23 protein-coding genes are annotated in these 24270 nt (G+C 73.4%); 17 read left to right on the top strand and 6 right to left on the bottom strand.

The features are described from left to right. Nucleotides 1-124: 124 nt before the first annotated feature. The 3 genes from IE251_RS41165 (at nt 125) to IE251_RS23265 (ending at nt 3829) form a co-directional block, all read left to right on the top strand. Nucleotides 125-1642 (top strand): hypothetical protein, encoded by a 1518-nt coding sequence (locus IE251_RS41165; RefSeq protein ID WP_268253341.1) that lies wholly within the window; start codon nt 125-127, stop codon nt 1640-1642. Then, entirely contained in the window at nt 1639-2817 is a 1179-nt protein-coding gene (mycP, locus tag IE251_RS23270; protein WP_189754943.1) for a type VII secretion-associated serine protease mycosin, read from the top strand. Before IE251_RS41165 ends, mycP begins: the two co-directional genes overlap by 4 nt. A 280-nt stretch (nt 2818-3097) precedes the next feature. Further along, entirely contained in the window at nt 3098-3829 is a 732-nt protein-coding gene (locus IE251_RS23265; RefSeq protein WP_189754942.1) for an SseB family protein, read from the top strand. 25 nt (nt 3830-3854) lie between these two features. On the opposite strand, the gene IE251_RS23260 is transcribed toward IE251_RS23265, so the two are convergent. Continuing rightward, nucleotides 3855-4211 carry a DUF1844 domain-containing protein gene (locus tag IE251_RS23260; RefSeq protein ID WP_030781230.1) on the bottom strand — a complete coding sequence of 119 codons (357 nt, stop codon included), beginning with the start codon at nt 4209-4211 and terminating at the stop codon, nt 3855-3857. Between the two features lie 400 nt (nt 4212-4611). Between IE251_RS23260 and infC the strand changes: the two genes are divergently transcribed. The 10 genes from infC to IE251_RS23210 all read left to right on the top strand — a co-directional run bounded on the left by infC (nt 4612) and on the right by IE251_RS23210 (nt 15265). After that, the gene (gene infC / locus IE251_RS23255) at nt 4612-5250 is read left to right on the top strand and encodes a translation initiation factor IF-3 (protein ID WP_189755100.1); all 639 of its coding nucleotides are present in this window, start codon (nt 4612-4614) and stop codon (nt 5248-5250) included. Between the two features lie 123 nt (nt 5251-5373). Then, nucleotides 5374-5568, top strand: coding sequence for a 50S ribosomal protein L35 (rpmI, locus tag IE251_RS23250; protein ID WP_004933563.1), 195 nt, complete (start codon nt 5374-5376; stop codon nt 5566-5568). Between the two features lie 98 nt (nt 5569-5666). After that, nucleotides 5667-6050 carry a 50S ribosomal protein L20 gene (gene rplT, locus IE251_RS23245; RefSeq protein ID WP_006141703.1) on the top strand — a complete coding sequence of 128 codons (384 nt, stop codon included), beginning with the start codon at nt 5667-5669 and terminating at the stop codon, nt 6048-6050. A 199-nt stretch (nt 6051-6249) separates the two neighbouring features. After that, nucleotides 6250-7113 carry a TrmH family RNA methyltransferase gene (locus IE251_RS23240; RefSeq protein WP_189754941.1) on the top strand — a complete coding sequence of 288 codons (864 nt, stop codon included), beginning with the start codon at nt 6250-6252 and terminating at the stop codon, nt 7111-7113. Between the two features lie 50 nt (nt 7114-7163). Next, nucleotides 7164-8297 (top strand): sensor histidine kinase, encoded by a 1134-nt coding sequence (locus IE251_RS23235; protein WP_189754940.1) that lies wholly within the window; start codon nt 7164-7166, stop codon nt 8295-8297. 129 nt (nt 8298-8426) lie between these two features. Continuing rightward, nucleotides 8427-9548 (top strand): phenylalanine--tRNA ligase subunit alpha, encoded by a 1122-nt coding sequence (gene pheS / locus IE251_RS23230; protein WP_189754939.1) that lies wholly within the window; start codon nt 8427-8429, stop codon nt 9546-9548. Continuing rightward, a complete protein-coding gene (gene pheT / locus IE251_RS23225) occupies nt 9548-12061 on the top strand; it encodes a phenylalanine--tRNA ligase subunit beta (protein ID WP_189754938.1) in 2514 nt (837 codons plus the stop codon). The genes pheS and pheT overlap by 1 nt, the downstream gene beginning before the upstream one ends. Nucleotides 12062-12226: 165 nt before the next feature. Further along, nucleotides 12227-13294, top strand: a complete 1068-nt coding sequence (locus tag IE251_RS23220; RefSeq protein ID WP_189754937.1) for a PP2C family protein-serine/threonine phosphatase — start codon at nt 12227-12229, stop codon at nt 13292-13294. A gap of 28 nt (nt 13295-13322) precedes the next feature. Then, entirely contained in the window at nt 13323-14663 is a 1341-nt protein-coding gene (locus tag IE251_RS23215; protein WP_189754936.1) for an NsdA family TPR-like regulatory protein, read from the top strand. A gap of 65 nt (nt 14664-14728) precedes the next feature. Continuing rightward, nucleotides 14729-15265 carry an NUDIX hydrolase gene (locus IE251_RS23210; RefSeq protein WP_189754935.1) on the top strand — a complete coding sequence of 179 codons (537 nt, stop codon included), beginning with the start codon at nt 14729-14731 and terminating at the stop codon, nt 15263-15265. Here IE251_RS23210 and IE251_RS23205 read toward each other — a convergent pair. Then, nucleotides 15262-15522, bottom strand: coding sequence for a hypothetical protein (locus IE251_RS23205; protein WP_030781212.1), 261 nt, complete (start codon nt 15520-15522; stop codon nt 15262-15264). The two genes, IE251_RS23210 and IE251_RS23205, sit on opposite strands and share 4 nt — an antisense overlap. Before the next feature lie 207 nt (nt 15523-15729). Continuing rightward, a complete protein-coding gene (locus IE251_RS23200; protein WP_030781209.1) occupies nt 15730-16590 on the bottom strand; it encodes a 3-hydroxybutyryl-CoA dehydrogenase in 861 nt (286 codons plus the stop codon). Between the two features lie 169 nt (nt 16591-16759). Here IE251_RS23200 and IE251_RS23195 point away from each other — a divergent pair, with 169 nt between their 5' ends. Continuing rightward, on the top strand, nt 16760-18064 hold the full coding sequence (locus tag IE251_RS23195; protein WP_373302040.1) for a glycoside hydrolase family 10-like protein: 1305 nt from the start codon (nt 16760-16762) through the stop codon (nt 18062-18064). On the opposite strand, the gene IE251_RS23190 is transcribed toward IE251_RS23195, so the two are convergent. Then, on the bottom strand, nt 18065-18265 hold the full coding sequence (locus IE251_RS23190) for a DUF1918 domain-containing protein (protein ID WP_189754934.1): 201 nt from the start codon (nt 18263-18265) through the stop codon (nt 18065-18067). It lies immediately after the preceding gene. A 17-nt stretch (nt 18266-18282) separates the two neighbouring features. Continuing rightward, nucleotides 18283-19194: a DMT family transporter gene (locus IE251_RS23185; RefSeq protein WP_189754933.1), complete on the bottom strand. Its 912-nt coding sequence runs from the start codon at nt 19192-19194 to the stop codon at nt 18283-18285. On the opposite strand from IE251_RS23185, the gene IE251_RS23180 reads away from it, so the two are divergent. Both IE251_RS23180 and IE251_RS23175 read left to right on the top strand, forming a co-directional pair. Further along, the gene (locus IE251_RS23180) at nt 19193-20626 is read left to right on the top strand and encodes an aminotransferase-like domain-containing protein (protein ID WP_189754932.1); all 1434 of its coding nucleotides are present in this window, start codon (nt 19193-19195) and stop codon (nt 20624-20626) included. The two genes, IE251_RS23185 and IE251_RS23180, sit on opposite strands and share 2 nt — an antisense overlap. Before the next feature lie 43 nt (nt 20627-20669). After that, nucleotides 20670-21161, top strand: coding sequence for a GNAT family N-acetyltransferase (locus IE251_RS23175; RefSeq protein ID WP_189754931.1), 492 nt, complete (start codon nt 20670-20672; stop codon nt 21159-21161). A 9-nt stretch (nt 21162-21170) separates the two neighbouring features. Here IE251_RS23175 and IE251_RS23170 read toward each other — a convergent pair whose 3' ends face one another. Further along, nucleotides 21171-21647, bottom strand: a complete 477-nt coding sequence (locus IE251_RS23170; protein WP_189754930.1) for a DUF6314 family protein — start codon at nt 21645-21647, stop codon at nt 21171-21173. Between the two features lie 128 nt (nt 21648-21775). Here IE251_RS23170 and IE251_RS23165 point away from each other — a divergent pair, with 128 nt between their 5' ends. Further along, a complete protein-coding gene (locus IE251_RS23165) occupies nt 21776-24256 on the top strand; it encodes an alpha-L-arabinofuranosidase family protein (RefSeq protein ID WP_189754929.1) in 2481 nt (826 codons plus the stop codon). Nucleotides 24257-24270: the final 14 nt, after the last annotated feature.

The following is a 24270-nucleotide window of genomic DNA, read 5'->3' as shown; positions in this document are numbered from 1 at the left end:
CGGGATGCCCGTCCGGCCGTACGGGTATGCGTGCCCGGATGGAACCAGCGCACCGGGCGAGGCCGGACGGCGGACGGCCCGCGTACGAAGGAAACGGCCCTGGGCACGAGGAAACGGGGGGTGCATGAGCACGGAAGCGCGGCACACCCCCGTACCGCCCCGCCCCTCGGCTCCGCCCCCCGCCGGCACGGCCCGCCCCGACGCGGGGACGGCCGGTACGGTCCCGCGCCCGTCCACGCCCACGGCCCCCCGCCCGGCCGACGACCCCGACGACGAGCCGTCGGTCTTCACCCCGCGCGTCGTACGGCCCCCGCGTCCGCCGGCGGTGCCCGAGGTCCCCGACCCGGTGAGCCCGCCCCCGCCGCCCGCGTCGGCCCGCTTCCCCGACGCGCCGCCGAGCGCGGGGGCCGGTGCCGGCCGTGCCGGCGGCGGACCCCAGGGGGCCGGTGAGCGGCCCGCGGTGCGGTCCGGCGCCGGTTCCGGCCAGGCGGCGACGCCCGCGCGGACGCCCGCCGGAACGGTCGGGGGGAGCGCCTCGCGGACCGCTCCCGGGACCGTCACCGGGACCGCCGCGCGGTCGGCGCGGGCGGCGGGGACCGGGCCGCGGTCCGGCGACGAGCCGCCCCGGCGGGGCCCGTCCCGGCAGGGCGCTCCGGCCGAGTCGGCGTCGGAGACGACCAGGCGGCTCCGGCCCGTCCCGCCCGCCCCCGGTGACGACCCGTCATCTCCGAGTTCCGTGACCGGCGTACGGGCCTGGGGTCCGCCGGCGGCCGGGATGCCGGGACGAGCCGGCGTGCCGGGCCCGGGCCGCTCCTGGGGCGCGGCTCCGGCCGACCGGCCCCTGGTGTCGTTCGCGGAACCCGAGCTGTCCGGCGCGCGCACCCGCCCCCGGGTCGGGCCGCGCACCGTGGCCGCCGCCACCTGTCTCGTCCTCGGCCTCGGCCTCATCGGCGGGGCCGTCGCCGGAAGCCGGCTCACCGGAGACGGCGGCGACGACGCCGCCCGCACCGCGTACGCCGCCGCCGGCGCCCTCTGGCACAGCGTGCCCGTGGACCAGCTCTTCCCGCCCACCGTCCAGGGCACCGGCGCCGGCCCCGGCGGAGCCGACCGCACCTGGACGCGGATCGCCGTGGCCCCGGACGGCGGCTGCGCCCACGCCTTCGACCCGCTGCTGGCCCGGGCCCTCGCCCCGGTCGGCTGCCGCCGGCTGCTGCGCGCCACCTACACCGACGCCACCCAGAGCCATGTCACCACCGTCGGCCTGCTGTTCACCAAGGCCGACCCCGCCGCCATGTCCGCGCTCGCCGCCCGCTTCCGCGACGAGCGCCTGGACCGGCGCCCCGACCTGATGCCCCGGCCCTACGCCGCGCCCGGCACGGCCGCCGCCGGCTTCGGCGACCGGCAGCGGGCCTCCTGGACCCTCTCCGTCCTCACCGACGCCCCCGTGGTGGCGTACGCGGTCTCCGGCTGGGCCGACGGCCGTACCGTCGACGAGCCCCAGCCCGCCGCCGACGCCGTCCGCGCCGGCGCCGCCACCGCGCCGGCCCAGGCCGGGCTCGGCAACGAGGCCAAGGGCCTGGCCGACCGCGTCGAGCGGCGGCTGCGCAAGACCATCGGCACGGCCACGGAGACCTCCGCATGACCCGACCGACCGGCCGCCGCGGGGCCCTCGCCGCCGTGGCGAGCCTGCTGCTCACCGGCTCCCTCGCCCTGCTGCCCGCCGCCCCGGCCCACGCCGACGGCCTGCGCGCCCAGCAGTGGGCCCTGTCCGCGCTCCACCTGGACGAGGCCTGGCGGACCACCGAGGGCCGGGGCGTCACCGTCGCCGTCCTCGACACCGGCGTGGAGTCCGACCACCCGGACCTCGCCGGGAACGTGCTGCCCGGCAAGGACATGATCGGCTTCGGCGCCGGGCCCGGCGAGCGCCTGTGGGCCCGGCACGGCACCGCCATGGCCGGCATCATCGCCGGGCACGGCCACGGCTCCGGCCACGCCGACGGCGTCCTCGGCGTCGCCCCGGAGGCGAAGATCCTGCCGGTCCGCGTGATCCTGGAGGACGGCGACCCCGCCCGCGCCAAGGCCCGCACCACCCGCGGCACCGCCCTGGCCGACGGCATCCGCTGGGCCGCCGACCACGGCGCCGACGTCATCAACCTCTCCCTCGGCGACGACTCGAACTCGGCCCACCCGGAACCCGGCGAGGACGAGGCCGTGCAGTACGCCCTGGGCAAGGGCGTGGTCGTCGTCGCCTCCGCGGGCAACGGCGGCGACAAGGGCGACCACGTCTCCTACCCGGCCGCCTACCCGGGCGTCATCGCCGCCACCGCCGTGGACAAGTACGGCACCCGCGCCGCCTTCTCCACCCGCCGCTGGTACGCGGCCGTCAGCGCGCCCGGCGTCGACGTCGTCATCGCCGACCCCGACCACAAGTACTACGCGGGCTGGGGCACCAGCGCGGCCTCCGCCTTCGTCTCCGGAGCGGCGGCCCTGATCCGGTCGGCGTACCCGGACCTCGCCCCGGCGCAGATCAAGAAGCTGCTGGAGGACACCGCGCGGGACGCCCCGGCCGGCGGGCGGGACGACTCCCGGGGCTTCGGCATGATCGACCCGGCGGCGGCACTGAGGGCCGCCGCCCGCCTCGAGCCGCGCCGTCTGCACGCCGCGTCGTACGGCGGGAAGTACTTCGGCCCCGGCCCGGACACCCCCGAGGCCGCCGACGGCACCGGCGACTGGGCGGCCCCGCTCGCCGGCGGCGCGGGCGCGGTCCTCCTGGTGGCCGCGATGGTCCTCTGGCGGACCCGCAGGCATCCGCGCTGAGCCGGCGACGCACCCGGTCCCCGGGCAGCGCGGTGTACCGGAGAGTGGGGGAGGCCGCAGGCGTGGACACGGGCACCGGACCGCGTGCCGGCACCCGCACGGGGCGGCCGCTCCCGTCACCCGGCCGGGGCCGTCGCGGTCCCGCGGCCTCGTCGTGCGCCCCCGACCGGCTTACGCCCCTCGCCCCGTCGTGCCCCCAGGCCCCGTCGTGCCCCCCGCCCCGTCGCGCACCCCGGCCCGGCGGCCGGGGCACGTGCTGCCCCCGATAGGGTCGACGACCGTGGCGAACAAGAACATTCCCGACCCCGGTTTCTCCGACGACGACGGCTCCGCCGACCCCCGGCTGAGCGCCGCGCTCGCCGCCTGGGCCGAGGACCGCGGCGCCGTCGGGCCCGTCCTCCAGGCGCTCGAGGGCGCCCGCCTGCTGGTCCCCGTCGTCGCCGTGCTCGGCGAGGTGGAGGAGGACGAGAACGGGCTGCGCCGCGAGAAGACCAGCGACATGGCCGTCCCCACGCTGAAGGCCGGCACCCGCACCGCGCTGCCCGCCTTCACCTCCACCGACTCCCTGGCCCGCTGGGACCCCGCGGCCCGCCCGGTCGCCGTACCCCTGCACCAGGCGCTGCAGGCCGCCGCGCACGAGAAGGCCGACACGATCGTGCTCGACCTCGCCGGACCGGTGCCGTTCGAGCTGACCGGCCCGGCGCTGCTCGCCCTCGCCGAGGGACGCACCAGCACCGACCCGCTGGCCGACCCGGCCGTGGTGGCGGCCGTCCGCAGCGCGGTGGCGGCCGAGCCCGCCGTGCTGCGCGCCCACCTCGGCCCCGGACAGGCCGACGGCACCCTCGCCCTCGTCCTCGACCCGGCCGCGCCGCCCGCCGAGGCCGCCCGCGCGGTCGCCGGACGGCTCGCCGCCGACGAAACACTGCGGGCCCGCCTGGTGCGCGGCCTCGACCTGGCACTGCTGCCGGCCGGGACCACGCCTCCGGGCGAGCCCTTGTACGTGAAGGAATGAGGCCGTACCCGAGGTACGGGGAGGGTCAGCCGTAGACCGGGCCGGTGTACTTCTCGCCCGGGCCCTGGCCCGGCTCGTCCGGGACGACCGACGCCTCGCGGAACGCCAGCTGGAGCGACTTCAGGCCGTCGCGCAGCGGGGCCGCGTGGAAGGAGCTGATCTCGGTCGCGCTCGCGTCCAGCAGACCGGCGAGCGCGGTGATCAGCTTGCGGGCCTCGTCCAGGTCCTTGTACTTCTCGCCCTCCTCGCTCAGCCCGAGCTTCACGGCGGCGGCGCTCATCAGGTTGACGGCGACCGTCACGATCACCTCGACGGCGGGGACCTCGGCGATGTCCCGGGTCATCGCGTCGAAGTCGGGGGACTCAGGAGGGGTGTCACTCATGCCCCACACGATAGGCCCCGCCGGACGCGCCCCCGCCCGCGGGAGCCCGCCCCGCACGGCCCCGGCGCACGGTTTGGCACCCTCTGCGCCAACCCTGTAGTCTGGGGGAAACGACCGGCCGGACACCTGCGTGTTCGGCCCACAAGTGGAGGCTCCGATCTCCCACCTGCTCCGTCCCACGGGACGGCGGGTCCGGTCAGGTGACCGCCATCGTTCCGTACGGGCGATGGAGTCGCCCGAAAGCGCGCCCCGCGACATCGCGGCGGTGCTCCGGATGTATTGGAGCCCCGCAGGTGATCGTCCGGGGCATTTTTGTTGCTTCGGCGCGGTTAGGTCTAACGAACACAGACGTTACGCGGCTGTCCGCCAGACCGTCGCGTGGTGCTACCGAGGAGGATCCATCAGCGCCGAGCCCCGCATCAACGACCGGATTCGCGTTCCCGAGGTGCGACTTGTCGGTCCCAGTGGCGAGCAGGTCGGCATCGTGCCGCTCGCGAAGGCACTGGAGCTTGCGCAGGAGTACGACCTGGACCTGGTCGAGGTCGCGGCGAACGCCCGTCCGCCCGTGTGCAAGCTCATGGACTACGGGAAGTTCAAGTACGAGTCGGCCATGAAGGCCCGTGAGGCGCGCAAGAACCAGGCGCACACGGTCATCAAGGAGATGAAGCTCCGGCCGAAGATCGACCCGCACGACTATGACACCAAGAAGGGTCACGTCGTCCGGTTCCTCAAGCAGGGCGACAAGGTCAAGATCACGATCATGTTCCGTGGCCGTGAGCAGTCCCGCCCCGAGCTGGGCTACCGACTGCTGCAGCGGCTCGCGGAGGACGTCCAGGACCTCGGTTTCGTCGAGTCGAACCCGAAGCAGGACGGCCGCAACATGATCATGGTCCTCGGTCCGCACAAGAAGAAGACCGAGGCGATGGCCGAGGCCCGTCAGGCGCAGGAGGCCCGCAAGGCCGAGGCGAAGGCGAACCCTGGCAAGTCGCAGAACCCTGCCGAGGCCGCGGCGCCTTCCGAGGAGCCGGCCGAGGCGTGATCCCGGGGGATGTACACCCCAGTACGTCCCCGAGGATGTAACCGAAAGAAAGAGCGACGCTCCACTGTGCCCGGTTTTCACGACCGGGCACCGGAGCGCCACCGACGAGGAGATAACGGCGCTATGCCGAAGAACAAGTCGCACAGCGGTGCCAGCAAGCGCTTCAAGGTCACCGGCTCCGGCAAGGTGCTCCGTGAGCGCGCCGGCAAGCGCCACCTGCTCGAGCACAAGTCGTCCCGCGTCACGCGTCGCCTCACCGGCAACGCCGAGATGGCCCCGGGCGACGCCGCGAAGATCAAGAAGCTTCTCGGCAAGTGACGCGGCGGCGCCCTGTGAGCGCCGTGCGTCTGGACCGGGACCGAATCGTTTCCGGGTCGTGTGAGGACCCCCACGACCCCGCTACAAGGAGTTAACAAGTGGCACGCGTCAAGCGGGCAGTCAACGCCCACAAGAAGCGCCGGGCGATCCTGGAGCAGGCCTCCGGCTACCGCGGTCAGCGTTCGCGCCTGTACCGCAAGGCCAAGGAGCAGGTCACCCACTCGCTGGTCTACAACTACAACGACCGCAAGAAGCGCAAGGGCGACTTCCGTCAGCTGTGGATCCAGCGCATCAACGCCGCTGCCCGCGCCAACGGCATCACCTACAACCGCTTCATCCAGGGTCTGAAGGCCGCGAACGTCGAGGTCGACCGCAAGATCCTGGCCGAGCTGGCCGTGAACGACGCGAACGCCTTCGCGGCGCTCGTCGAGGTCGCGCAGAAGGCGCTGCCGTCGGACGTCAACGCGCCCAAGGCCGCGTGACGCTGCGCTGGCTCTAGCCGACGCTCACTTCTGGACCCGCAGGCTGCATAGCTTGCGGGTCCTGTTGTTGGGGGCCTCCAGGCAGTCGTCCGGCTGCCGGCCGGTGGGGGCTTGTCGCGCAGGTCCCCGCGCCCCTTACGGGGCGCCGCAGCCACCCCGCGTGGAAAGCAAAAGAACTCATCCGAAGGTGAAGAACAACATGCCCCCCGTCAGCCCCGAGCTGATCTCTCCCCGGTCCGCGCGTGTCTCTGCTGCCCGGCGGCTTGCCAAGCGGAACTTCCGGGGGAAGGACCGGCTGTTTCTCGCCGAGGGGCCGCAGGCCGTGCGGGAGGGGGCCGGGCACCGGGGGGCCGACGGCAGCGCGACGCTCGTGGAGCTGTTCGCCACCGTCGAGGCCGCCGAGCGGTACCCGGACATCGTGGGGGAGGCGCGGGACGCCGGCGCCCGGGTGCACCTGGCCTCCGAGGAGGTCATCGCCGAGATCTCCACCACCGTCACCCCGCAGGGCCTGGTCGGGGTCTGCCGGTTCCTGGACACCCCCTTCGAGGAGATCCTCGCCGCCCGGCCCAGGCTGGTCGCCGTCCTCGCCCACGTACGCGACCCCGGCAACGCCGGCACCGTGCTGCGCTGCGCCGACGCCGCCGGCGCGGAGGCCGTGATCCTCACCGACGCCTCCGTGGACCTGTACAACCCCAAGGCCGTCCGGGCCTCCGTGGGCTCCCACTTCCACCTGCCCGTCGCCGTCGGCGTGCCCGTCGAGCGGGCCGTGGCCGGCCTGAAGGAGGCCGGGGTGCGGATCCTCGCCGCCGACGGGGCCGGCGACCGCGACCTCGACGAGGAGCTGGACAAGGGCACCATGGGCGGACCCACCGCCTGGGTGTTCGGCAACGAGGCGTGGGGGCTGCCCGAGGAGACCCGGTCCCTCGCCGACGCCGTCGTACGCGTCCCCATCCACGGCAGGGCCGAGAGCCTGAACCTCGCCACGGCCGCCGCCGTATGCCTCTACGCCTCGGCCCGTGCGCAGCGCGCCTCCGGAGGGTGCCGCACCGTCACCGAGAGCTAGTAGGGTGACCAGCGCGGGGCCCTGCGCCGTCTGAGAGGTGGGGTACGGGGATGAGTGTGGCCGGCACGAGCACCGCGCCGGAGGGACGGGACGAACGGGACACACCCGTGCCCGGGCCGGGCGGACACCGGGGCCTCGACCCGGACCAGCTGCCCGACGGCCTGGTCATCGCCGACGAACAAGGGCGCGTGACCTGCTTCAACGCCGCCGCCGGGCGCATCACCGGGGTAGCGCCCGCCGACGCCCTCGGACAGCAGCTGGAGAAGGCGCTGCCATTAGAGGACCTGGAGGGGCGCCGCTGGTGGCAGCTCACCGACCCCTACGGCGGACTCGCCATCCGACACCGGCAGCCGGAGCGCAACCTGCTGCTGCCGGGCGGCCGGGAGGTCCTGGTCACCGCCCGCTACGTGCGCGACGAACCGCTGGGGCCGGTGCGGTCCGTGGTCGTCTGCCTCCGGGACACCGAGGCCCGCCGCCGCACCGAGCGCAGCCACGCCGAGCTGATCGCCACCGTCGCCCACGAGCTGCGCTCCCCGCTGACCTCCGTGAAGGGCTTCACCGCCACCCTGCTCGCCAAATGGGAGCGCTTCACCGACGACCAGAAGCGGCTCATGCTGGAGACCGTCGACGCCGACGCCGACCGGGTCACCCGGCTGATCGCCGAACTGCTGGACATCTCCCGCATCGACTCCGGGCGGCTGGAGGTCCGCCGCCAGCCCGTCGACATCAAGGCCGCGGTCTCCCGGCACATCCAGGCGTATGTGGCGGCCGGCCAGCCCGCCGAGCGGTTCCTGCTCCGCACCGAACAGCCGCTGCCCGCCCTGTGGGCCGACCCCGACAAGATCGACCAGGTGCTCAGCAACCTCATCGAAAATGCCGTGCGGCACGGTGAGGGAACCGTCACCATTGGCATCACGCCCTCGGCGTCCCCGCGTGAGGGCGAGGAAACCGGCACATCGGTCACGGTGAGCGACGAAGGGCCCGGCATCCCGGAGGAGTCCATGAACCGCGTCTTCACCCGCTTCTGGCGGGGCAGCAAACGCGGCGGCACCGGACTCGGGCTCTACATCGTCAAGGGCATCGTGGAGGCCCACGGCGGCACGATCACGGTCGGCCGCGCCCGCCGCGGCGGCGCCGAGTTCCGATTCACCCTGCCCGTGGCGGCCCCGGCCTATCTCGGCTGACGGCCCACGGGCTCTTCGTCCACCCGCACCCCGTTAGACTCGGCCTTTGGCACCTTTGTGTCCTTCACGCGGCCCTCGCGAGTCGGTGACGGGGACCATCCGCCAGCTAATTCGGAAGCACGGGAAGAGATGTCGGCACCCAATAAGTCGTACGACCCTGTAGAGGTCGAGGCGTTGAAACCGGAAGAGATCGAGCGCATGCGGGACGAGGCGCTCGCCGCCTTCGCCGCCGCGGACTCCCTCGACGCGCTCCACGAGGCCAAGGTCGCCCACACCGGCCCCGCCTCCCCGCTGGCCCTCGCCAACCGCGAGATCGGCGCCCTGCCCCCGCACGCCAAGGCCGAGGCCGGCAAGCGCGTCGGCATGGCCCGCGGCGCCGTCAACAAGGGCCTCGCCGCCCGCCAGGCCGAACTGGAGGCCGAGCGCGACGCCCGGGTGCTGGTCGAGGAGGACGTCGACGTCACGCTGCCGTACGACCGCGTCCCGGCCGGCGCCCGCCACCCCCTCACCACGCTCTCGGAGCGCATCGAGGACATCTTCGTGGCCATGGGCTACGAGGTCGCCGAGGGCCCGCAGGTCGAGGCCGAGTGGTTCAACTTCGACGCGCTCAACATCGGCCCGGACCACCCGGCCCGCGGCGAGGCCGACACCTTCTTCGTCCAGGGCCCCGACGGCGGCGCCGAGTCCGGCGTGGTGCTGCGCACCCACACCTCGCCCGTGCAGATCCGCTCCCTGCTCGACCGCGAACCGCCGGTCTACGTGATCTGCCCCGGCCGCGTGTACCGCACCGACGAGCTGGACGCCACCCACACCCCGGTCTTCCACCAGGTCGAGCTGCTCGCCGTGGACGAGGGCCTGACCATGGCCGACCTCAAGGGCACCCTGGACCACATGGTCCAGTCCCTGTTCGGTGAGGGCATGAAGACCCGGCTGCGCCCGAACTTCTTCCCCTTCACCGAGCCGAGCGCCGAGATGGACATGCTCTGCTACGTCTGCAAGGGCGAGTCCGTCGGCAACGCCGACCGGCCCTGCCGCACCTGCTCGTCCGAGGGCTGGATCGAGCTCGGCGGCTGCGGCATGGTCAACCCGCGGGTGCTCACCGCCTGCGGCGTCGACCCGGAGAAGTACAGCGGCTTCGCCTTCGGGTTCGGCATCGAGCGGATGCTGATGTTCCGCCACAACGTCGAAGACATGCGAGACATGGTCGAGGGTGACGTCCGGTTCACCCGGCCGTTCGGGATGGAGATCTGATGCGGGTCCCGCTTTCTTGGCTGCGGGAGTACGTCGACCTGCCGGCGACGGAGACCGGCCGCGACGTCCAGGCCAAGCTCATTTCGGCAGGCCTGGAGGTCGAGACCGTCGAACAGCTCGGCGCCGACATCAAGGGCCCGCTGGTCGTCGGCCAGGTGCTGACCATCGAGGAGCTGGAGGGCTTCAAGAAGCCGATCCGCTTCTGCACGGTCGACGTCGGCCAGGCCAACGGCACCGGTGAGCCCCAGGAGATCGTCTGCGGCGCCCGCAACTTCGCGGTCGGCGACAAGGTCGTCGTGGTCCTGCCCGGCGCCACCCTGCCCGGCGGCTTCTCCATCGCCGCCCGCAAGACCTACGGCAAGGTCTCGCACGGCATGATCTGCTCCAGCGACGAGCTGGGCATGGGCGACGACGGCGCCCACGGCATCATCGTGCTGCCGCCGGAGACCGAGGTCGGCAAGGACGCCATCGAGCTGCTGGAGCTGGTCGACGAGGTCCTGGACATCGCCGTCACCGCCAACCGCGGCGACTGCCTGTCCATCCGCGGCGTGGCCCGCGAGACCGCCATCGCCTACGGCCTGCCGCTGCGCGACCCGGCCCTGATCGACGTACCGGCCCCGAACGCCTTCGGCTACCCGGTGCAGGTCTCCGAGCCGTACGGCTGCGACCGGTTCACCGCCCGCACGGTCACCGGGCTGCGCCCCGAGGCGCGCTCCCCGATCTGGCTCCAGCGCCGGCTGCAGAAGGTCGGCATGCGCCCGATCTCGCTCGCCGTGGACATCACGAACTACGTGATGATGGAGCTGGGCCAGCCGCTGCACGCCTACGACCGCAAGCTGGTCCAGGGCACCATCGGCGTGCGCCGGGCCGAGGAGGGCGAGAAGCTCGTCACCCTCGACGGCGTCGAGCGCACCCTGCACGCCGAGGACCTGGTCATCACCGACGAGCGCGGCCCGATCGGGCTCGCCGGCGTGATGGGCGGCGCCAACACCGAGATCGCCGATCACGAGGACGCGCAGAACGCGACGACCGAGGTGGTCATCGAGGCCGCCCACTTCGACGCCGTCTCCATCGCCCGTACGGCCCGCCGGCACAAGCTGCTGTCCGAGGCGTCCCGCCGTTTCGAGCGCGGCGTCGACCCGCAGGCCGCCGCCGCCGCCGCGCAGCGCACCGTGGACCTGCTGGTCCTGCTCGCGGGCGGCACGGCGGAGGCCGGCGTCACCGAGGTCATCGCGCCCTCGGCGCCGCACACCATCACCGTCCCGGCCGACCACCCGGACAAGGTCGCGGGCGTCACCTACGGCCGTGAGACGGTCGTCCGCCGCCTCCAGGAGGTCGGCTGCGACGTCTACGGACAGGACGAGCTGATCGTCACCGTCCCGTCCTGGCGGCCCGACCTGGCCGACCCGAACGACCTCGCCGAGGAGGTCATCCGCCTGGAGGGGTACGAGAACCTGCCCTCCACGCTGCCCAAGCCGCCCTCCGGCCGCGGTCTGACCCACCGCCAGCGGCTGCACCGCCGGGTCGGCCGCGCGCTGGCCGGCGCCGGGTACGTCGAGGCGCCGAACTACCCCTTCGTCAGCGAGCAGGTCTTCGACCAGCTCCAGCTGGCGGCCGACGACCCGGCCCGCCGCGTCGTCAAGCTGGTCAACCCGCTCAGCGACGAGGAGCCCGCGCTGCGCACCACGCTGCTGCCGGGCCTGCTCGGCGCCCTGCGGCGCAACGCGGGCCGCGGCTCGCACGACCTGGCGCTGTTCGAGACCGGGCTGGTCTTCCACCCGCGCGAGGAGAGCGGTGCCGCCGCGCACCTGCCCGTCGACCGGCGTCCCACCGACGAGGAGATCGCCGCGCTGAACGCCGTGCTGCCCGAGCAGCCGCGGCACGCGGCCGTCGTCCTGGCCGGCGCGCGCGAGCAGGCCGGCTGGTGGGGCAAGGGCCGCCCGGCGGACTGGGCCGACGCCGTCGAGGCGGCGCGCACCCTCGCCCGCGAGGCCGGTGCGGAGCTGATCGTGCGCAAGGGCCAGTACGGTCCCTGGCACCCGGGCCGGTGCGCCGAGCTGGTGGTCGTCGCCGACGGCGGCGAGAAGGTCGTCGGCCACGCGGGTGAACTGCACCCGCGGGTGCTGAAGGCCCTGGGCCTGCCCGAGCGCACCTGCGCGATGGAGCTGGACCTGGACGCCCTGGAGGCGGCGGGCGACGGCGTTCCGCAGGCTCCGGGCATCTCCACGTTCCCGGTCGCCACGCAGGACGTCGCCCTCGTCGTCGACAAGCCGGTACCGGCCGCGGAGGTCGAGGCGGCGCTGCGCGAGGGCGCGGGTGAACTGCTGGAGTCCATCCGGCTGTTCGACGTCTACGAGAACGCGGAGCAGCTGGGCGAGGGCCGCAAGTCGCTCGCGTACGCGCTGCGGTTCCGGGCGGGCGACCGGACGCTGACCGTCGACGAGGCGTCGGCCGCGCGGGACGCGGCGGTCGCCCTCGCGGGCGAGCGGACGGGCGCGGTGCTGCGCGGCTGAGCGCCGTCAGCCGCATAAATGCGGGTCGACCGACGGTCGGATCACTCGTTTGAGTGGGAACTCGGGGTGATCCGGTCCGCTCGTCGCCCGGGCTCGACAGAATCGGACCGGCCTTTCGGGGTCGGTCCGTCTGCTCTGTCAGGCCCACATGGGGGACCACAAGGCATGATCCGCATCAAGGCACGGGCGCCCACCGGGCGGGCGACGGTACTGCCCACGGTCTGGGGAGCCGTCGCGGTCGCCTACAAGTTCGGCTGCCCGCTCGCCCAGCAGAACGGCCTCGGGGCGCGCATCGTCACCAGCGCCGTGTTCTTCGCCGTCGGCACCGGCCTCGTCCTGCACGTCCGCCGCACCCTGCTCCGGGAGCTCAGGATCGCCCGGAAGGTGGCGCGCACCGCGCAGAACGTCGTCCTGCGTCCGCCGCCGCCGCGTGTGGACGGGATCGACATCGCCGCCGCCCAGCTCTCCGCCGACCGGGGCGCGAGTGTGGGCGGCGATCTGTACGAGGTCCTCGCCACCGAGCACGGCGTCCGCGTGGTGATAGGGGACGTACGAGGGCACGGCCTGGCCGCGCTCGGCACCGTCGCCGCCCTGCTCGGCAGCTTCCGCGAGGCCGCCCACGACGAGGCCGGGCTGGACCGGGTGCTGCGCCGGCTGGACCGCGCCCTCGCCCGTCACCTGCGCGAACGCGCCCGCGCCGAGCACCCGGCGCACGGCGGCCCCGAGCCGGACACCCCGGTCGCGGAGGAGTTCGTCACGGTGCTGCTCCTGGAGATCGGCCCGGACGGCGAGGTACGCGCCCTCAACTGCGGCCACCCCTGGCCCTATCTGCTCAGCGGTACGACGGTGGGGCCGCTCTCGCACGTCGATCCGCTCCCGCCGCTCGGGCCGTTCCCGCTGCCGGCCGAGCTGACGGCCCGGTCCTGCGGCCGGCTGCTGCCGGGGGAGTCCCTGGTGCTGTTCACCGACGGGGCACAGGAGGCGCGGGACGCGCGGGGGAGGTTCTTCCCACTGGGGAAGGTGCTGGCGGACGCGGTGCGGGGGCAGCCGGTCACCCCGCAGACGGTGCTGCGCACGGTCTTCCGCGCCCTCCTCGACCACACGGGCCGCACCCCCGACGACGACGTGGCGCTCCTGGTGCTGCGCAACGCGCGCGGGCCCGGACCCCGGGCGGCGGCCACGGAGCCCGGCGCCCGGTTCACACCCCGTGTGAAGGCGGAGCCACTACGCTGACGGCACCAGGCCACCCGGGGGGCACTCCATGCAGCCCAACACTCTGCTCGACGCGATCCTGGACGAGGCGGGGATCTCGCACGCCGGACTCGCCGCCCACGTCAACCAGGCGGGCCGCGCCCGCGGTCTCGCGCTGCGGTACGAACACACCGCCGTGGCCCGCTGGCTGAAGGGCCAGCGGCCCCGCGGCCAGGTGCCCGACCTGATCTGCGAGGTACTGGCGGCCCGGCTGCACAGACCGGTCACGCTGGACGACATCGGGCTCGGCGTGCCCGGCGGGCCGACCGGCCCGCACGCCGGTTCGCTGGGCGGATTCGTGGAGCGGGCCACCGCCCTGTGGCGGTCGGACGAACAGCAGCGGCCCCATGTGCTGGACGCCCCCGCGGTCACCGGCACCCCGGCCGTGATGCCGGTGTGGGAGTGGGAGAACCCGCCGGAGGACGTGGACGTCTCCCGGGGCGGCCGGCAGCAGGTCACCGCGGCCGACATCGAGGTGCTGCGCGCCGCCCGGGCGCACTACGAGCAGATGTACCGCAAGGCCGGCGGGATAGCGACCCGCACCCGGGTCGTCGGCTTCCTGAACGCCGAGGCCGCGCCGCTGCTGCGGGGCAGCTACACCGACGCCACCGGCCGCCAACTGCACCGGGCCACCGGCGCGTTGGTGGCGATCGCGGGCATCTGCGCGTACGACTCAGACGCCCACGGCCTCGCCCAGCGCTACTTCCACCAGGCGCTCAGGCTCGCCAAGGCCAGCGGGGACCGGGGACTCGGCGCCTATGTGATCGCGCTGCTGGTCAACCAGTCGCTGTTCATGCGGGAGTACCGGCAGGCCGTCGCCTTCGCCGAGGCCGCGCTGCGCACCGCCGGCCGGCACATCACCCCGGCGCTCGCCTCCGATCTGTACGCCATGCAGGCCAAGGCGTACGCCCACCTCGGCGACAGCGGCGGCGCGCTGTCCCGCATCCGGCGCGCGGAGACGGCGGCCGAGCGGATCCGGCGCGGTCACGAGCCCGCCGAGACCGGGTATGTGCAGCCGGGGCTGGTTAATGTGCAGGTGGCCGAGGCGCTGCTCAGCCTCGGGGACCTGACCGCCGCCCGGGAGCACGCGGCGGCGGCCGTCGGCACCCCCGCCCACGACCGGGGCCGGGTGCACCGGCTGGCCATGCTCAGCACCATCGAGCTGCGCCGGGGCAACGCCGACCAGGCCGTGGCCACCGCCGTGCAGATGGCGGAGCAGGCCCGCGGCATGGAGTCGCAGCGACTGCGCGACCGGCTGCGCGGGGTGCGCGAGCATCTGGTGCGCTGCGGCTCGGCCGGTACCGCCGAGGCCGCCGAACTGATCGACGGAGCGCTGCGCGTGCCGTTGTAGGCCCACTGTGGGGTACACGGTCCCTGCTGCGATATTGCCACTCACCCGACGGAAGGTGGCATACCGTGCAGTGGACGAATCACTGTGAAAAATCCGTGTATGAGACCCGCTGGTTCCGTGTCAACCTCGCGGATGTCGAGCTGCCGGACGGCCGGCACCTCGACCACTTCGTCATCCGGCTGCGGCCCGTGGCGGTGGCGACGATCGTCAACGGGGCGAACGAGGTGCTGCTGCTGTGGCGGCACCGGTTCATCACCGACAGCTGGGGCTGGGAGCTGGCCGCGGGCGTCGTCGAGGACGGCGAGGACATCGCGAGCGCGGCGGCCAGGGAACTGGAGGAGGAGACCGGCTGGCGGCCGGGGCCCCTGCACCACCTGATGAGCGTGGAGCCGTCCAACGGCCTCACCGACGCCCGGCACCACATCTACTGGTCCGACCGGGGCGAGTACGCCGGACATCCCGTGGACGACTTCGAGTCGGACCGGCGGGAATGGGTCCCCCTCAAACTCGTCCCCGACCTGATCGCCCGTGGGGAGGTCCCGGCCGCCAACATGGCGGCCGCGTTACTCCTGTTGCACCACCTCAGGCTCGCCGAGGGCTAGTGGGCCGACAGCGCCTGCCAGAGTGTCACCACGAGCGCGCCGAGCGCGGTCAGCGCGGCGAGCGAGGGCAGCGGCCAGCGTGCGTGTTCCAGCGAGGCCATCCGGGAGTTCAGATCGTCCAGTTCCTTGGCGGTCTCCTCGGTGCGGTGGCGCAGCAGCGCCAGTCCTCCCTCGACTCTGGCGTAGGCCACGTCGAGGCGGCGCCGTAACTCTGCGAGTTCTCCATGGACCACGGGATGCTCCGGTTCGGTGGTCACGGGTTCGTTCCTCTCGGTAGTCGAAATGAATGGTTCCGCATCCCCTGCATGCGCATGATGAGTCAACTCGCCTGGTGGGCGCGTGGGGAGCGTGTGTGGCGGGCATATGCGTGCCCGGCGCGCACACGGTGTGTGAAACAGTCGGGCCCGGCACCGTACTCCGGTGCCGGGCCCGACGGGCGTCGCTCTTCGTAATCAGGCGTGGGTTCAGCCGTAGGTGTAGAAGCCCGACCCGGTCTTCCGGCCGAGCCGGCCCGCCTCCACCATGCGCTGGAGCAGCGGGGGAGCGGCGTACAGCGGCTCCTTGTACTCGGCGTACATCGAGTTGGCGATGGAGACGATGGTGTCCAGACCGATCAGGTCGGACAGCTTCAGCGGGCCCATCGGGTGGGCGCAGCCCATCTCCATGCCGTTGTCGATGTCCTCGCGGCTCGCGATGCCGGACTCGAACATCCGGATCGCCGACAGCAGGTAGGGCACCAGCAGCGCGTTCACCACGAAGCCGGAGCGGTCCTGGGCGCGGATGGCGTGCTTGCCGAGCGCCTTCTCGGCGAAGACCTGGGCGCGGCTGAGGGTGCCCTCGGAGGTGGTGAGCGCCGGGATCAGCTCGACCAGCTGCTGCACCGGGGCCGGGTTGAAGAAGTGGATGCCGACGACGTGGTCCGGGCGGGAGGTGGCGACGGCCAGCTTCACCAGCGGGATCGAGGAGGTGTTGGAGGCCAGGATGGCGTCCGGCCGGGTCACCACCTGGTCGAGCACCTGGAAGATCTCGGTCTTGACCTGCTCGTTCTCGACGACGGCCTCGATCACCAGGTCGCGGTCGGAGAACTCGCCGAGGTCGGTGGTGAAGCTCAGCCGTGCCTGGGTGGCGTCCCGCTCCGCCTCGGTGATCTTGCCGCGCTCGGCGGCCTTGGCCAGGGAGTTGTACAGCCGGGTACGGCCGATCTCCAGGGCCTCGCCGGTGGTCTCGGCGACCTTCACGTCCAGTCCCGCACGGGCGCACACCTCGGCGATGCCCGCGCCCATCTGGCCGCAGCCCACGACTCCGACGCGCTCGATGTCGGTCACATCGTCCCCTTCGCTGGTCTTCGGCTGGCTGGCAGGACTCCGGGTTTCGGCGCCTGCTCCGATCGTGCACGTTACCGCCAAGTATCGATGATCGATCGCCCGGGTGGGGGCATCCTGGAGCGCGGAACGATCCGTGACCCAGCGGATCCGGAGCGTACGGAGGCGGCCGGTGGCGCGCATCTCGCGACGGGCCCTCGCGCGGGCCGCGCTGTCCGCACTGGCCACACCGGCCCCTGTCCCGGGCATGCCAGGGCCCGCCGGCCCCGCCCCGGCGGCGGGCGCGGGCACCGGACCCGCCGTCCGGAGCGCCGCCGCGGCACCGGGGCAGCACGGTCCGCCGCGGGCGGCCGCGGAGATGCGGGGCGTCTGGATCGCGTCCGTCGCCAACCGGGACTGGCCCTCGCGGCCCGGCCTGCCGGCGGACCGGCAGCGGGCCGAGCTGATCGCCCACCTCGACCGCGCGGTCCGCCACCGGCTCAACACGGTGATCCTCCAGGTGCGGCCGGCCGCCGACGCGCTGTGGCCGTCGCCGTACGAGCCCTGGTCGGAGTGGCTCACCGGCACCCAGGGCCGCCATCCGGGCTGGGACCCGCTGGGCACGGCCGTCGAGGAGGCGCACGCCCGGGGCCTGGAACTGCACGCCTGGTTCAACCCGTACCGGGTCGCGAACCACGACGACCCCAGCCGGCTGGCCGCCTCCCACCCGGCCCGCACGCACCCCGGCTGGGTGGTGCCGTACGGCGGCCGGCTGTACTACGACCCGGGACGGCCCGAGGTCCGCGCCTTCGTGCGGCGGGCGATGCTGGACGCGGTCGCCCGCTACCCGGTCGACGCCGTCCACTTCGACGACTACTTCTACCCCTATCCGGTCGCCGGGCAGACCTTCGACGACGACGAGTCCTACGACCGCCACGGCGGGGCCTTTCCCAGCAGGGCCGCCTGGCGCCGGCACAACATCGACACGCTGGTGCGGGAGACGGCCGCCGACATCCGGCGCGTCCGGCCCGGCACCCGGTTCGGGATCAGCCCCTTCGGCGTCTGGCGCAACGCCGCCACCGACCCGCGCGGCTCGGAGACCCGGGCGGGCGTCCAGACGTACGACGACCTGTACGCGGACACCCGCACCTGGGTCCGCGAGCACTGGATCGACTACGTCGTCCCGCAGCTGTACTGGCACATCGGCCACGCCGACGCCGACTACGCGGCCCTCGTCGCCTGGTGGTCGAAGGCCGCCGAGGGCACGGCGACGCTGCTGTACCTCGGGGAGGCCCTGTACAAGGCGGGCGACGCCGGGCAGCCGTCGGCCTGGCAGGACCCGGTCGAGCTGTCCCGGCATCTCACCCTCGCCGCCCGGTACCCGCGGGTGCGCGGGCACGTGTTCTTCGCCGCCCGGGACCTGGCGGCCGACCCGGCCGGGGCGATGGCGCGCGTGGTCGCCGACCACTACCGGGGGCCGGCGAGACCACCGCGCTGACTACCGCTGTTGCTGCTCTTTCTGGTGCCTGACCTGGCAGTCGGGCCCGGGGGACATGATCGTCTCGTGACCGTTCTCGGCGCGGACACGATAGGGCGGGTTGCCCTCGGGACCGAGTACCTCGACCACTTCCACGACATGGTCGTGCTGACCCACCACCCTGCCGTGCTGGACCAGCTTGTCGCCCTTGGACGCGTGCATCTGGGCCCTCCTTGCGCTCACGACCGCTGCGTGACGGCGATGCACACGAGCACGGCCACGGCGGTCAGCGGTGCGGCCACCGTGAAGTGTTCGCCCAGCAGCAGCGCCGACCACACCAGTGTGAGCAGGGGCTGGGCCAACTGCAACTGACTGGCCTTCGGGATGCCGATGGCCGCCATGCCCCGGTACCAGACGACCAGACCGAGGAACTGCGAGCCCAGGGCCACCCACAGCAGCCCGGCGACGCCGTGCCCGGTCAGGTGCACGGGTTCGTACGCCAGCGCCACCGCGGCGGCCGGCACGCTCAGCGGCAGACACAGCACCAGCGCCCAGCCGATGACCTGCCAGCCGGGCATGACCCGGGCCAGCCGGCCGCCCTCGGTGTAGCCGGCCGCGCACACCAGCAGCGCCCCGAAGAGATACCCGTCGGCCGTGGTGAGCGCGCCGCCGCTCTGGGTGAGGGTGAAGGTGATGACGGCCGCCGCGCCCGCCACGGCCGCCAGCCAGAACCGGCGGGAGGGCCGGGCTCCGGTGCGCAGGGCCGAGAACACGGCGGTGGTCAGCGGCAGCAGCCCCACCACGACGGCCGCGTGGGAGGTGGTGGACGTCTCCAGCGCGAGCGTGGTCAGCATCGGGAAGCCCAGCACCACACCGGCGGCGACCACGGCCAGCCCGGCCAGATGGCGGCGCGCCGGGAGCCGTACCCGCAGCGCCAGCAGGCAGCCCCCGGCCACGATCGCGGCGAGGACCCCGCGCACCGCCACCAGCGACCACGGGCCGAAGCTCTCCAGGCCCCAGGCGGTGGAGGGAAAGGTCAGCGAGAAGGCGATCACGCCGAGGCCGGCCTGGACGGTGCCCAGGCCCCGCAGGTCACCGGGGGCGGTGACTGCTATCGGGCTCGCGGTAGTAGCGCTACTCTGTGTTCTCATGCAACAGCGTAGCAGCGTGGGAGAACTGGCAGAACAGCTCCGGAGGGAGCTGGACCGCTACTCTCCTGGTGGAAAGCTCCCGTCGAGCAGGGCCCTGGTCGAGCGGTTCCGGGTCAGCCCGGTGACCGTCTCCCGGGCCCTCGCCCAGCTCGCCGCCGAGGGGCTGGTGGTCACCCGCCCCGGCGCCGGTGCCTTCCGCGCCCGGCCGCACCGGCCGGAGGGCCCTGCCGGGGACACCTCCTGGCAGGAGGTCGCCCTCAGCGCCGACGGTGCGGCCGACCTCGTCCCGCGCACGGTGGACGCCTCGGGCGTCACCGTCTCGCTGTCCGTCCCGCCTCCCGGGGTGCTGGAGTTCAGCGGCGGCTATCCGCACCCCTCCCTGCAACCGGAGCGGGCCATGGCGGCGGCCCTGGCCCGGGCCGGCCGGCGGCCCGGCGCCTGGGAGCGGCCGCCGCTGGAGGGGCTGCCGGAGCTGCGGGAGTGGTTCGCGCGCGGGATCGGCGGCGCCGTCACCGCCGCCGAGGTGCTGATCGCCGCGGGCGGTCAGGCAGCCCTGGCCACCGCCCTGCGCGCGCTCGCCCCGCCCGGTGCCCCGGTGCTGGTGGAGTCGCCCACCTACCCGGGCATGCTGGCCCTCGCCCGCGCGGCCGGGCTGCGGCCGGTCCCGGTGCCCGTGGACCCCGACGGGGTCCGCCCCGACCTGCTCGCGGACGCCTTCCAGGCCACCGGCGCCCGGGTCTTCGTCTGCCAGCCGCTGTTCCAGAACCCGACCGGTGCCGTGCTGGCCCCCGCCCGGCGCGCCGAGGTGCTGCGCATCGCCCGCGAGGCCGGGGCGTTCGTCGTCGAGGACGACTTCGTGCGCCGCCTCGTGCACGCCGACGCCGGGCCGCTGCCCCGCCCGCTGGCCGCCGACGACCCGGACGGGGTGGTGGTGCACGTCGGCTCGCTCACCAAGGCGACCTCACCCAGCTTCCGGGTGAGCGCGCTGGCCGCGCGCGGGCCGGTGCTGGAACGCCTGCGCGCGATCCAGGTGGTGGACAGCTTCTTCGTGCCCCGCCCGCTTCAGGAGGCCGCCCTCGAACTCGTCGGCTCGCCGGCCTGGCCGCGCCATCTGCGGGCGCTGTCGGCCGAGCTGAAGACCCGCCGCGACGTCATGACGGGCGCGCTCGCCCGGGAGCTGCCCGAGCTGGCCCTGCCGCACATCCCGACCGGCGGCTACCACCTGTGGCTGCGGCTGCCCGACGGGCTGGACGAGGCCGCGCTGACCGCGGCGGCGCTCCGCGCGGGCGTCGCCCTCACCCCCGGCCGCCCCTACTTCAGCGCCGAACCGCCCGCCGGCCACCTCCGGCTGAGCTTCGCGGCGGTGGCCGGCACCGGCGAGATCACGGAGGGGACGCGGCGACTGCGGGCGGCGTACGAGGAGGTGCGGTGAAAACCGCTGGTCCGTGCGGAGCGTGGGCTGTGAGGATCGTCGTATGAGCGATGCACCGGACCTCCCCGAGGGTCCCGACCACCCCGGCGGCCCCGACCTCCCCGAGAGTCCCGACCTCCCCGAGGGCTACGAGTTCTCCGCCGACCCCGCCCGCGTCGACGTCGACCGCGTGCACGGCTGGCTGTCGTCCGACACGTACTGGGCGCACGGCCGGCCCCGCGAGCAGCATGAGCGGGCGATGGCGTCCTCGCTGAACTTCGGGGTCTACGCCACGGCGTCGGGGGAGCAGGTGGCGTACGCGCGCGTGGTCACCGACCGGGCGCTGTTCGCCTGGCTCGCCGATGTGTACGTGGACCCCTCGGTGCGCGGCAAGGGCGTGGGCACGGCGTTCGTCGGCCGGATCCGCGACCACCTGGCGCCCCTCGGGCTGCGCCGGCTGCTGCTCGCCACCGAGGACGCGCACGAGGTGTACGCCAGGCTGGGCTTCCGGCCGCTGGACCGCCCGGAGATGTACATGGCGCACTCCTTCGAGTGAGCGCCCGGCTCAGTCCTCGCGGGGGCGGTCCCCGGCGGGCTCCTCGCGGGTGTAGTCCGTGGTGAGCTCCAGGTCCTTCGCCGGGCCGCCGACCCGCCACACCGTGCGCCAGCGGCCGGCGTCCAGGACGGTGAACTCGCCCCGGTAGAGGTCGGCCGCGCAGGGGTGGTCGGCGATGTACCGGCCCCGGGTCAGGTCCAGGTCGTGGAAGGGCCGCCCGTCCGCGAAGCGCACGTCCACCCGGCCCGGCACGGGCCCCGGCAGGAACCGCAGGGTCCGGGTGGCCGGCCGGGCCACCCCGCGCCAGGTGAAGACGCCGGACTCCTCGTGCAGCAGTCCGCCGCCGTCCAGCGGGCCGAAGACGGTGGTCCCGGTGAAGCGGCCCTCGTCCCCGCTCGCCAGATCCCGCACCGCGCGCTCGACGCGCCAGCGACCGGACAGGTAGGCCAGCGGGTCGGCCACCGGCCAGAACTCGTCCTCACCCATTTACGGCCTGCCCCTCGTTCCGTGCGGTCTCGGTCCGCCCCATTGACGTGCTCATACCCCTTCCCTATCTTGCCGTTCGAAGTGCTGACCAATGTCTGATATTTCGAACAACGAGCCGCGGAGTATCCATGTCACGCACCACCCGCTACAGACTCGGCCTGGGCGCGGGCGCCGTCCTGCTCGCCACGGCCGCCCTCCCCGCCCCGGCCCACGCCGAGGAGGTCACCGACTACGCGATCAGCGTCGACCCCTCCGCCACCGGTCCGGCGATCCCCCGCACCATGTACGGGGTCTTCTTCGAGGACATCAACCGCGCCGCAGACGGCGGCCTGTACGCCGAACTCGTCCAGAACCGGTCCTTCGAGTACACGACGGCCGACAACGCCTCCTACACCCCGCTGACCTCCTGGACGGTCTCCGGCACCGCCCGGGCGGTGGACGACTCCGGCCGGCTCAACGAACGCAACCGCACCTACCTGGCGCTCGCCGCCGGTTCGTCCGTCACCAACGCCGGCTACAACACCGGCATCGCCGTACGGGACGGCGAGACGTACGACTTCTCGGTGTGGGCCCGCGCCGAGGCCGGTGCCACGCTCACCGTCTCCCTCCAGGACTCCGGCGGCCCGCTCGCCACCGCCCGGCGGATCGCCGTGAAGAAGAACGGCTGGGCCAAGTACAAGGCCACCTTCACCGCCACCCGGACCAGCGCCACGGGCCGGCTCACCGTGGCCGCCGACGGCGCCGCCGCCCTGGACATGGTGTCCCTCTTCCCGCGCGACACCTACAAGCACGAGCCCAACGGCCTGCGCAAGGACCTCGCCGAGAAGGTCGCCGCCCTGCGCCCGGGCTTCGTCCGCTTCCCCGGCGGCTGCCTGGTCAACACCGGCTCCATGCGGGACTACAGCGAGGCGTCCGGCTGGCAGCGCAAGCGCTCCTACCAGTGGAAGGACACCGTCGGCCCGGTCGAACAGCGCGCCACCAACGCCAACTTCTGGGGTTACAACCAGAGTTACGGCCTCGGCTACTACGAGTACTTCCGGTTCGCCGAGGACATCGGCGCCATGCCGCTGCCCGTCGTACCCGCCCTGGTGACCGGCTGCGGCCAGAACCAGGCCGTCGCCGACGACGCCCTGCTCGAGCGGCACATCCAGGACACCCTGGACCTCATCGAGTTCGCCAACGGCCCGGCCACCTCCACCTGGGGCAAGGTGCGGGCGCGGATGGGCCACCCCAAGCCCTTCCACCTCACCCACATCGAGGTCGGCAACGAGGAGAACCTGCCCGCCGAGTTCTTCGCCCGCTTCCAGCGGTTCCGCGCGGCCGTCCAGGCGAAATACCCGTACATGAAGGTCCTCTCCAACTCCGGCCCGGACGACTCCGGCACGACCTTCGACACCGCCTGGAAACTCAACCGGGACGCCGGGGTCGACATGGTCGACGAGCACTACTACAACAGCCCGCAGTGGTTCCTGCGGAACAACGACCGCTACGACTCCTACGACCGCCAGGGCCCCAAGGTCTTCCTCGGCGAGTACGCCTCCCAGGGCAACGCCTTCAAGAACGGCCTCGCCGAGGCGGCCTTCATGACCGGCCTGGAACGCAACGCGGACGTGGTCCAGCTCGCCTCCTACGCCCCGCTGTTCGCCAACGAGGACTACGTCCAGTGGCGCCCGGACCTGGTGTGGTTCAACAACCACGCCTCCTGGGGCTCGGCCAACTACGAGGTGCAGAAGCTGTTCATGACCAACGTGGGCGACCGGGTGGTGCCGAGCACGGCCACCGGCACCCCGGGCGTCAGCGGGCCCATCACCGGCGCGGTCGGGCTGTCCACCTGGAACACCGGCGCCGCCTTCGACGACGTACGGGTCACCGGCGCCGACGGCTCCCCGCTGCTCGCCGACGACTTCTCCGGTGACGCCTCGAAGTGGACCCACACCGGGGCCGGCAGCTGGACCGTCCAGGACGGCCGGTACGTCCAGACCGACGACACCGCCGAGAACACCATGGTCCAGGCCGGCGACCCGTCCTGGCACGACTACGACCTGCACGTGAAGGCCACCAAGAAGTCCGGCAAGGAGGGCTTCCTCGTCGCCTTCGGCGTCAAGGACACCGGCAACTATTTCTGGTGGAACCTCGGCGGCTGGAACAACACCCAGTCGGCCGTCGAGCAGGCCGTGGACGGCGGCAAGTCCACGCTGATGACCAAGGCGGGCTCGGTCGAAACCGGCCGCGCCTACGACATCGACGTCAAGGTGCGCGGCCGCCAGGTCACCCTCTACCTCGACGGTAAGGAGTGGGGCGGCTTCACCGACGACAAGCCGGCCGAGCCGTTCCGCCAGGTCGTCACGCGCGACGCGAAGACCGGCGAGCTGATCGTCAAGGTCGTCAACGCCCAGTCCGCCGCCGCCCGTACCGCCATCGACCTCGGCGGCGCCGAGGTCGCGTCCCGGGCCAGGGCGACCACGCTCGCCGCCGCGCCGGACGCGGTGAACTCCGAGACGTCCACGGCGGTCGCCCCGCGCACGTCCACCGTCACCGGGGTCGCGGGGAAGTTCACGTACACCTTCCCGGCGAACTCCGTCACCTTCCTCAGGATCAAGCAGCGGTAGGAGCGGGTGGGCGG

Source organism: Streptomyces eurythermus (assembly GCF_014649115.1).
GTDB classification, from domain to species: domain Bacteria; phylum Actinomycetota; class Actinomycetes; order Streptomycetales; family Streptomycetaceae; genus Streptomyces; species Streptomyces eurythermus.
Note: the sequence above shows the minus strand (reverse complement) of the source record. Positions and strands in the feature narration are given on the sequence as shown.

Bases quoted from the DNA above. Each gene is read 5' to 3' on its own strand.
- IE251_RS41165 (WP_268253341.1), top strand. From the start codon at position 125: ATGAGCACGGAAGCGCGGCACACCCCCGTACCGCCCCGCCCCTCGGCT.
- mycP (WP_189754943.1), top strand. From the start codon at position 1,639: ATGACCCGACCGACCGGCCGCCGCGGGGCCCTCGCCGCCGTGGCGAGC.
- IE251_RS23260 (WP_030781230.1), bottom strand. From the start codon at position 4,211: ATGAGTGACACCCCTCCTGAGTCCCCCGACTTCGACGCGATGACCCGG.
- rpmI (WP_004933563.1), top strand. From the start codon at position 5,374: ATGCCGAAGAACAAGTCGCACAGCGGTGCCAGCAAGCGCTTCAAGGTC.
- IE251_RS23240 (WP_189754941.1), top strand. From the start codon at position 6,250: ATGCCCCCCGTCAGCCCCGAGCTGATCTCTCCCCGGTCCGCGCGTGTC.
- IE251_RS23235 (WP_189754940.1), top strand. From the start codon at position 7,164: ATGAGTGTGGCCGGCACGAGCACCGCGCCGGAGGGACGGGACGAACGG.
- pheS (WP_189754939.1), top strand. From the start codon at position 8,427: ATGTCGGCACCCAATAAGTCGTACGACCCTGTAGAGGTCGAGGCGTTG.
- pheT (WP_189754938.1), top strand. From the start codon at position 9,548: ATGCGGGTCCCGCTTTCTTGGCTGCGGGAGTACGTCGACCTGCCGGCG.
- IE251_RS23220 (WP_189754937.1), top strand. From the start codon at position 12,227: ATGATCCGCATCAAGGCACGGGCGCCCACCGGGCGGGCGACGGTACTG.
- IE251_RS23215 (WP_189754936.1), top strand. From the start codon at position 13,323: ATGCAGCCCAACACTCTGCTCGACGCGATCCTGGACGAGGCGGGGATC.
- IE251_RS23190 (WP_189754934.1), bottom strand. From the start codon at position 18,265: ATGCACGCGTCCAAGGGCGACAAGCTGGTCCAGCACGGCAGGGTGGTG.
- IE251_RS23180 (WP_189754932.1), top strand. From the start codon at position 19,193: ATGCAACAGCGTAGCAGCGTGGGAGAACTGGCAGAACAGCTCCGGAGG.
- IE251_RS23185 (WP_189754933.1), bottom strand. From the start codon at position 19,194: ATGAGAACACAGAGTAGCGCTACTACCGCGAGCCCGATAGCAGTCACC.
- IE251_RS23175 (WP_189754931.1), top strand. From the start codon at position 20,670: ATGAGCGATGCACCGGACCTCCCCGAGGGTCCCGACCACCCCGGCGGC.
- IE251_RS23170 (WP_189754930.1), bottom strand. From the start codon at position 21,647: ATGGGTGAGGACGAGTTCTGGCCGGTGGCCGACCCGCTGGCCTACCTG.
- IE251_RS23165 (WP_189754929.1), top strand. From the start codon at position 21,776: ATGTCACGCACCACCCGCTACAGACTCGGCCTGGGCGCGGGCGCCGTC.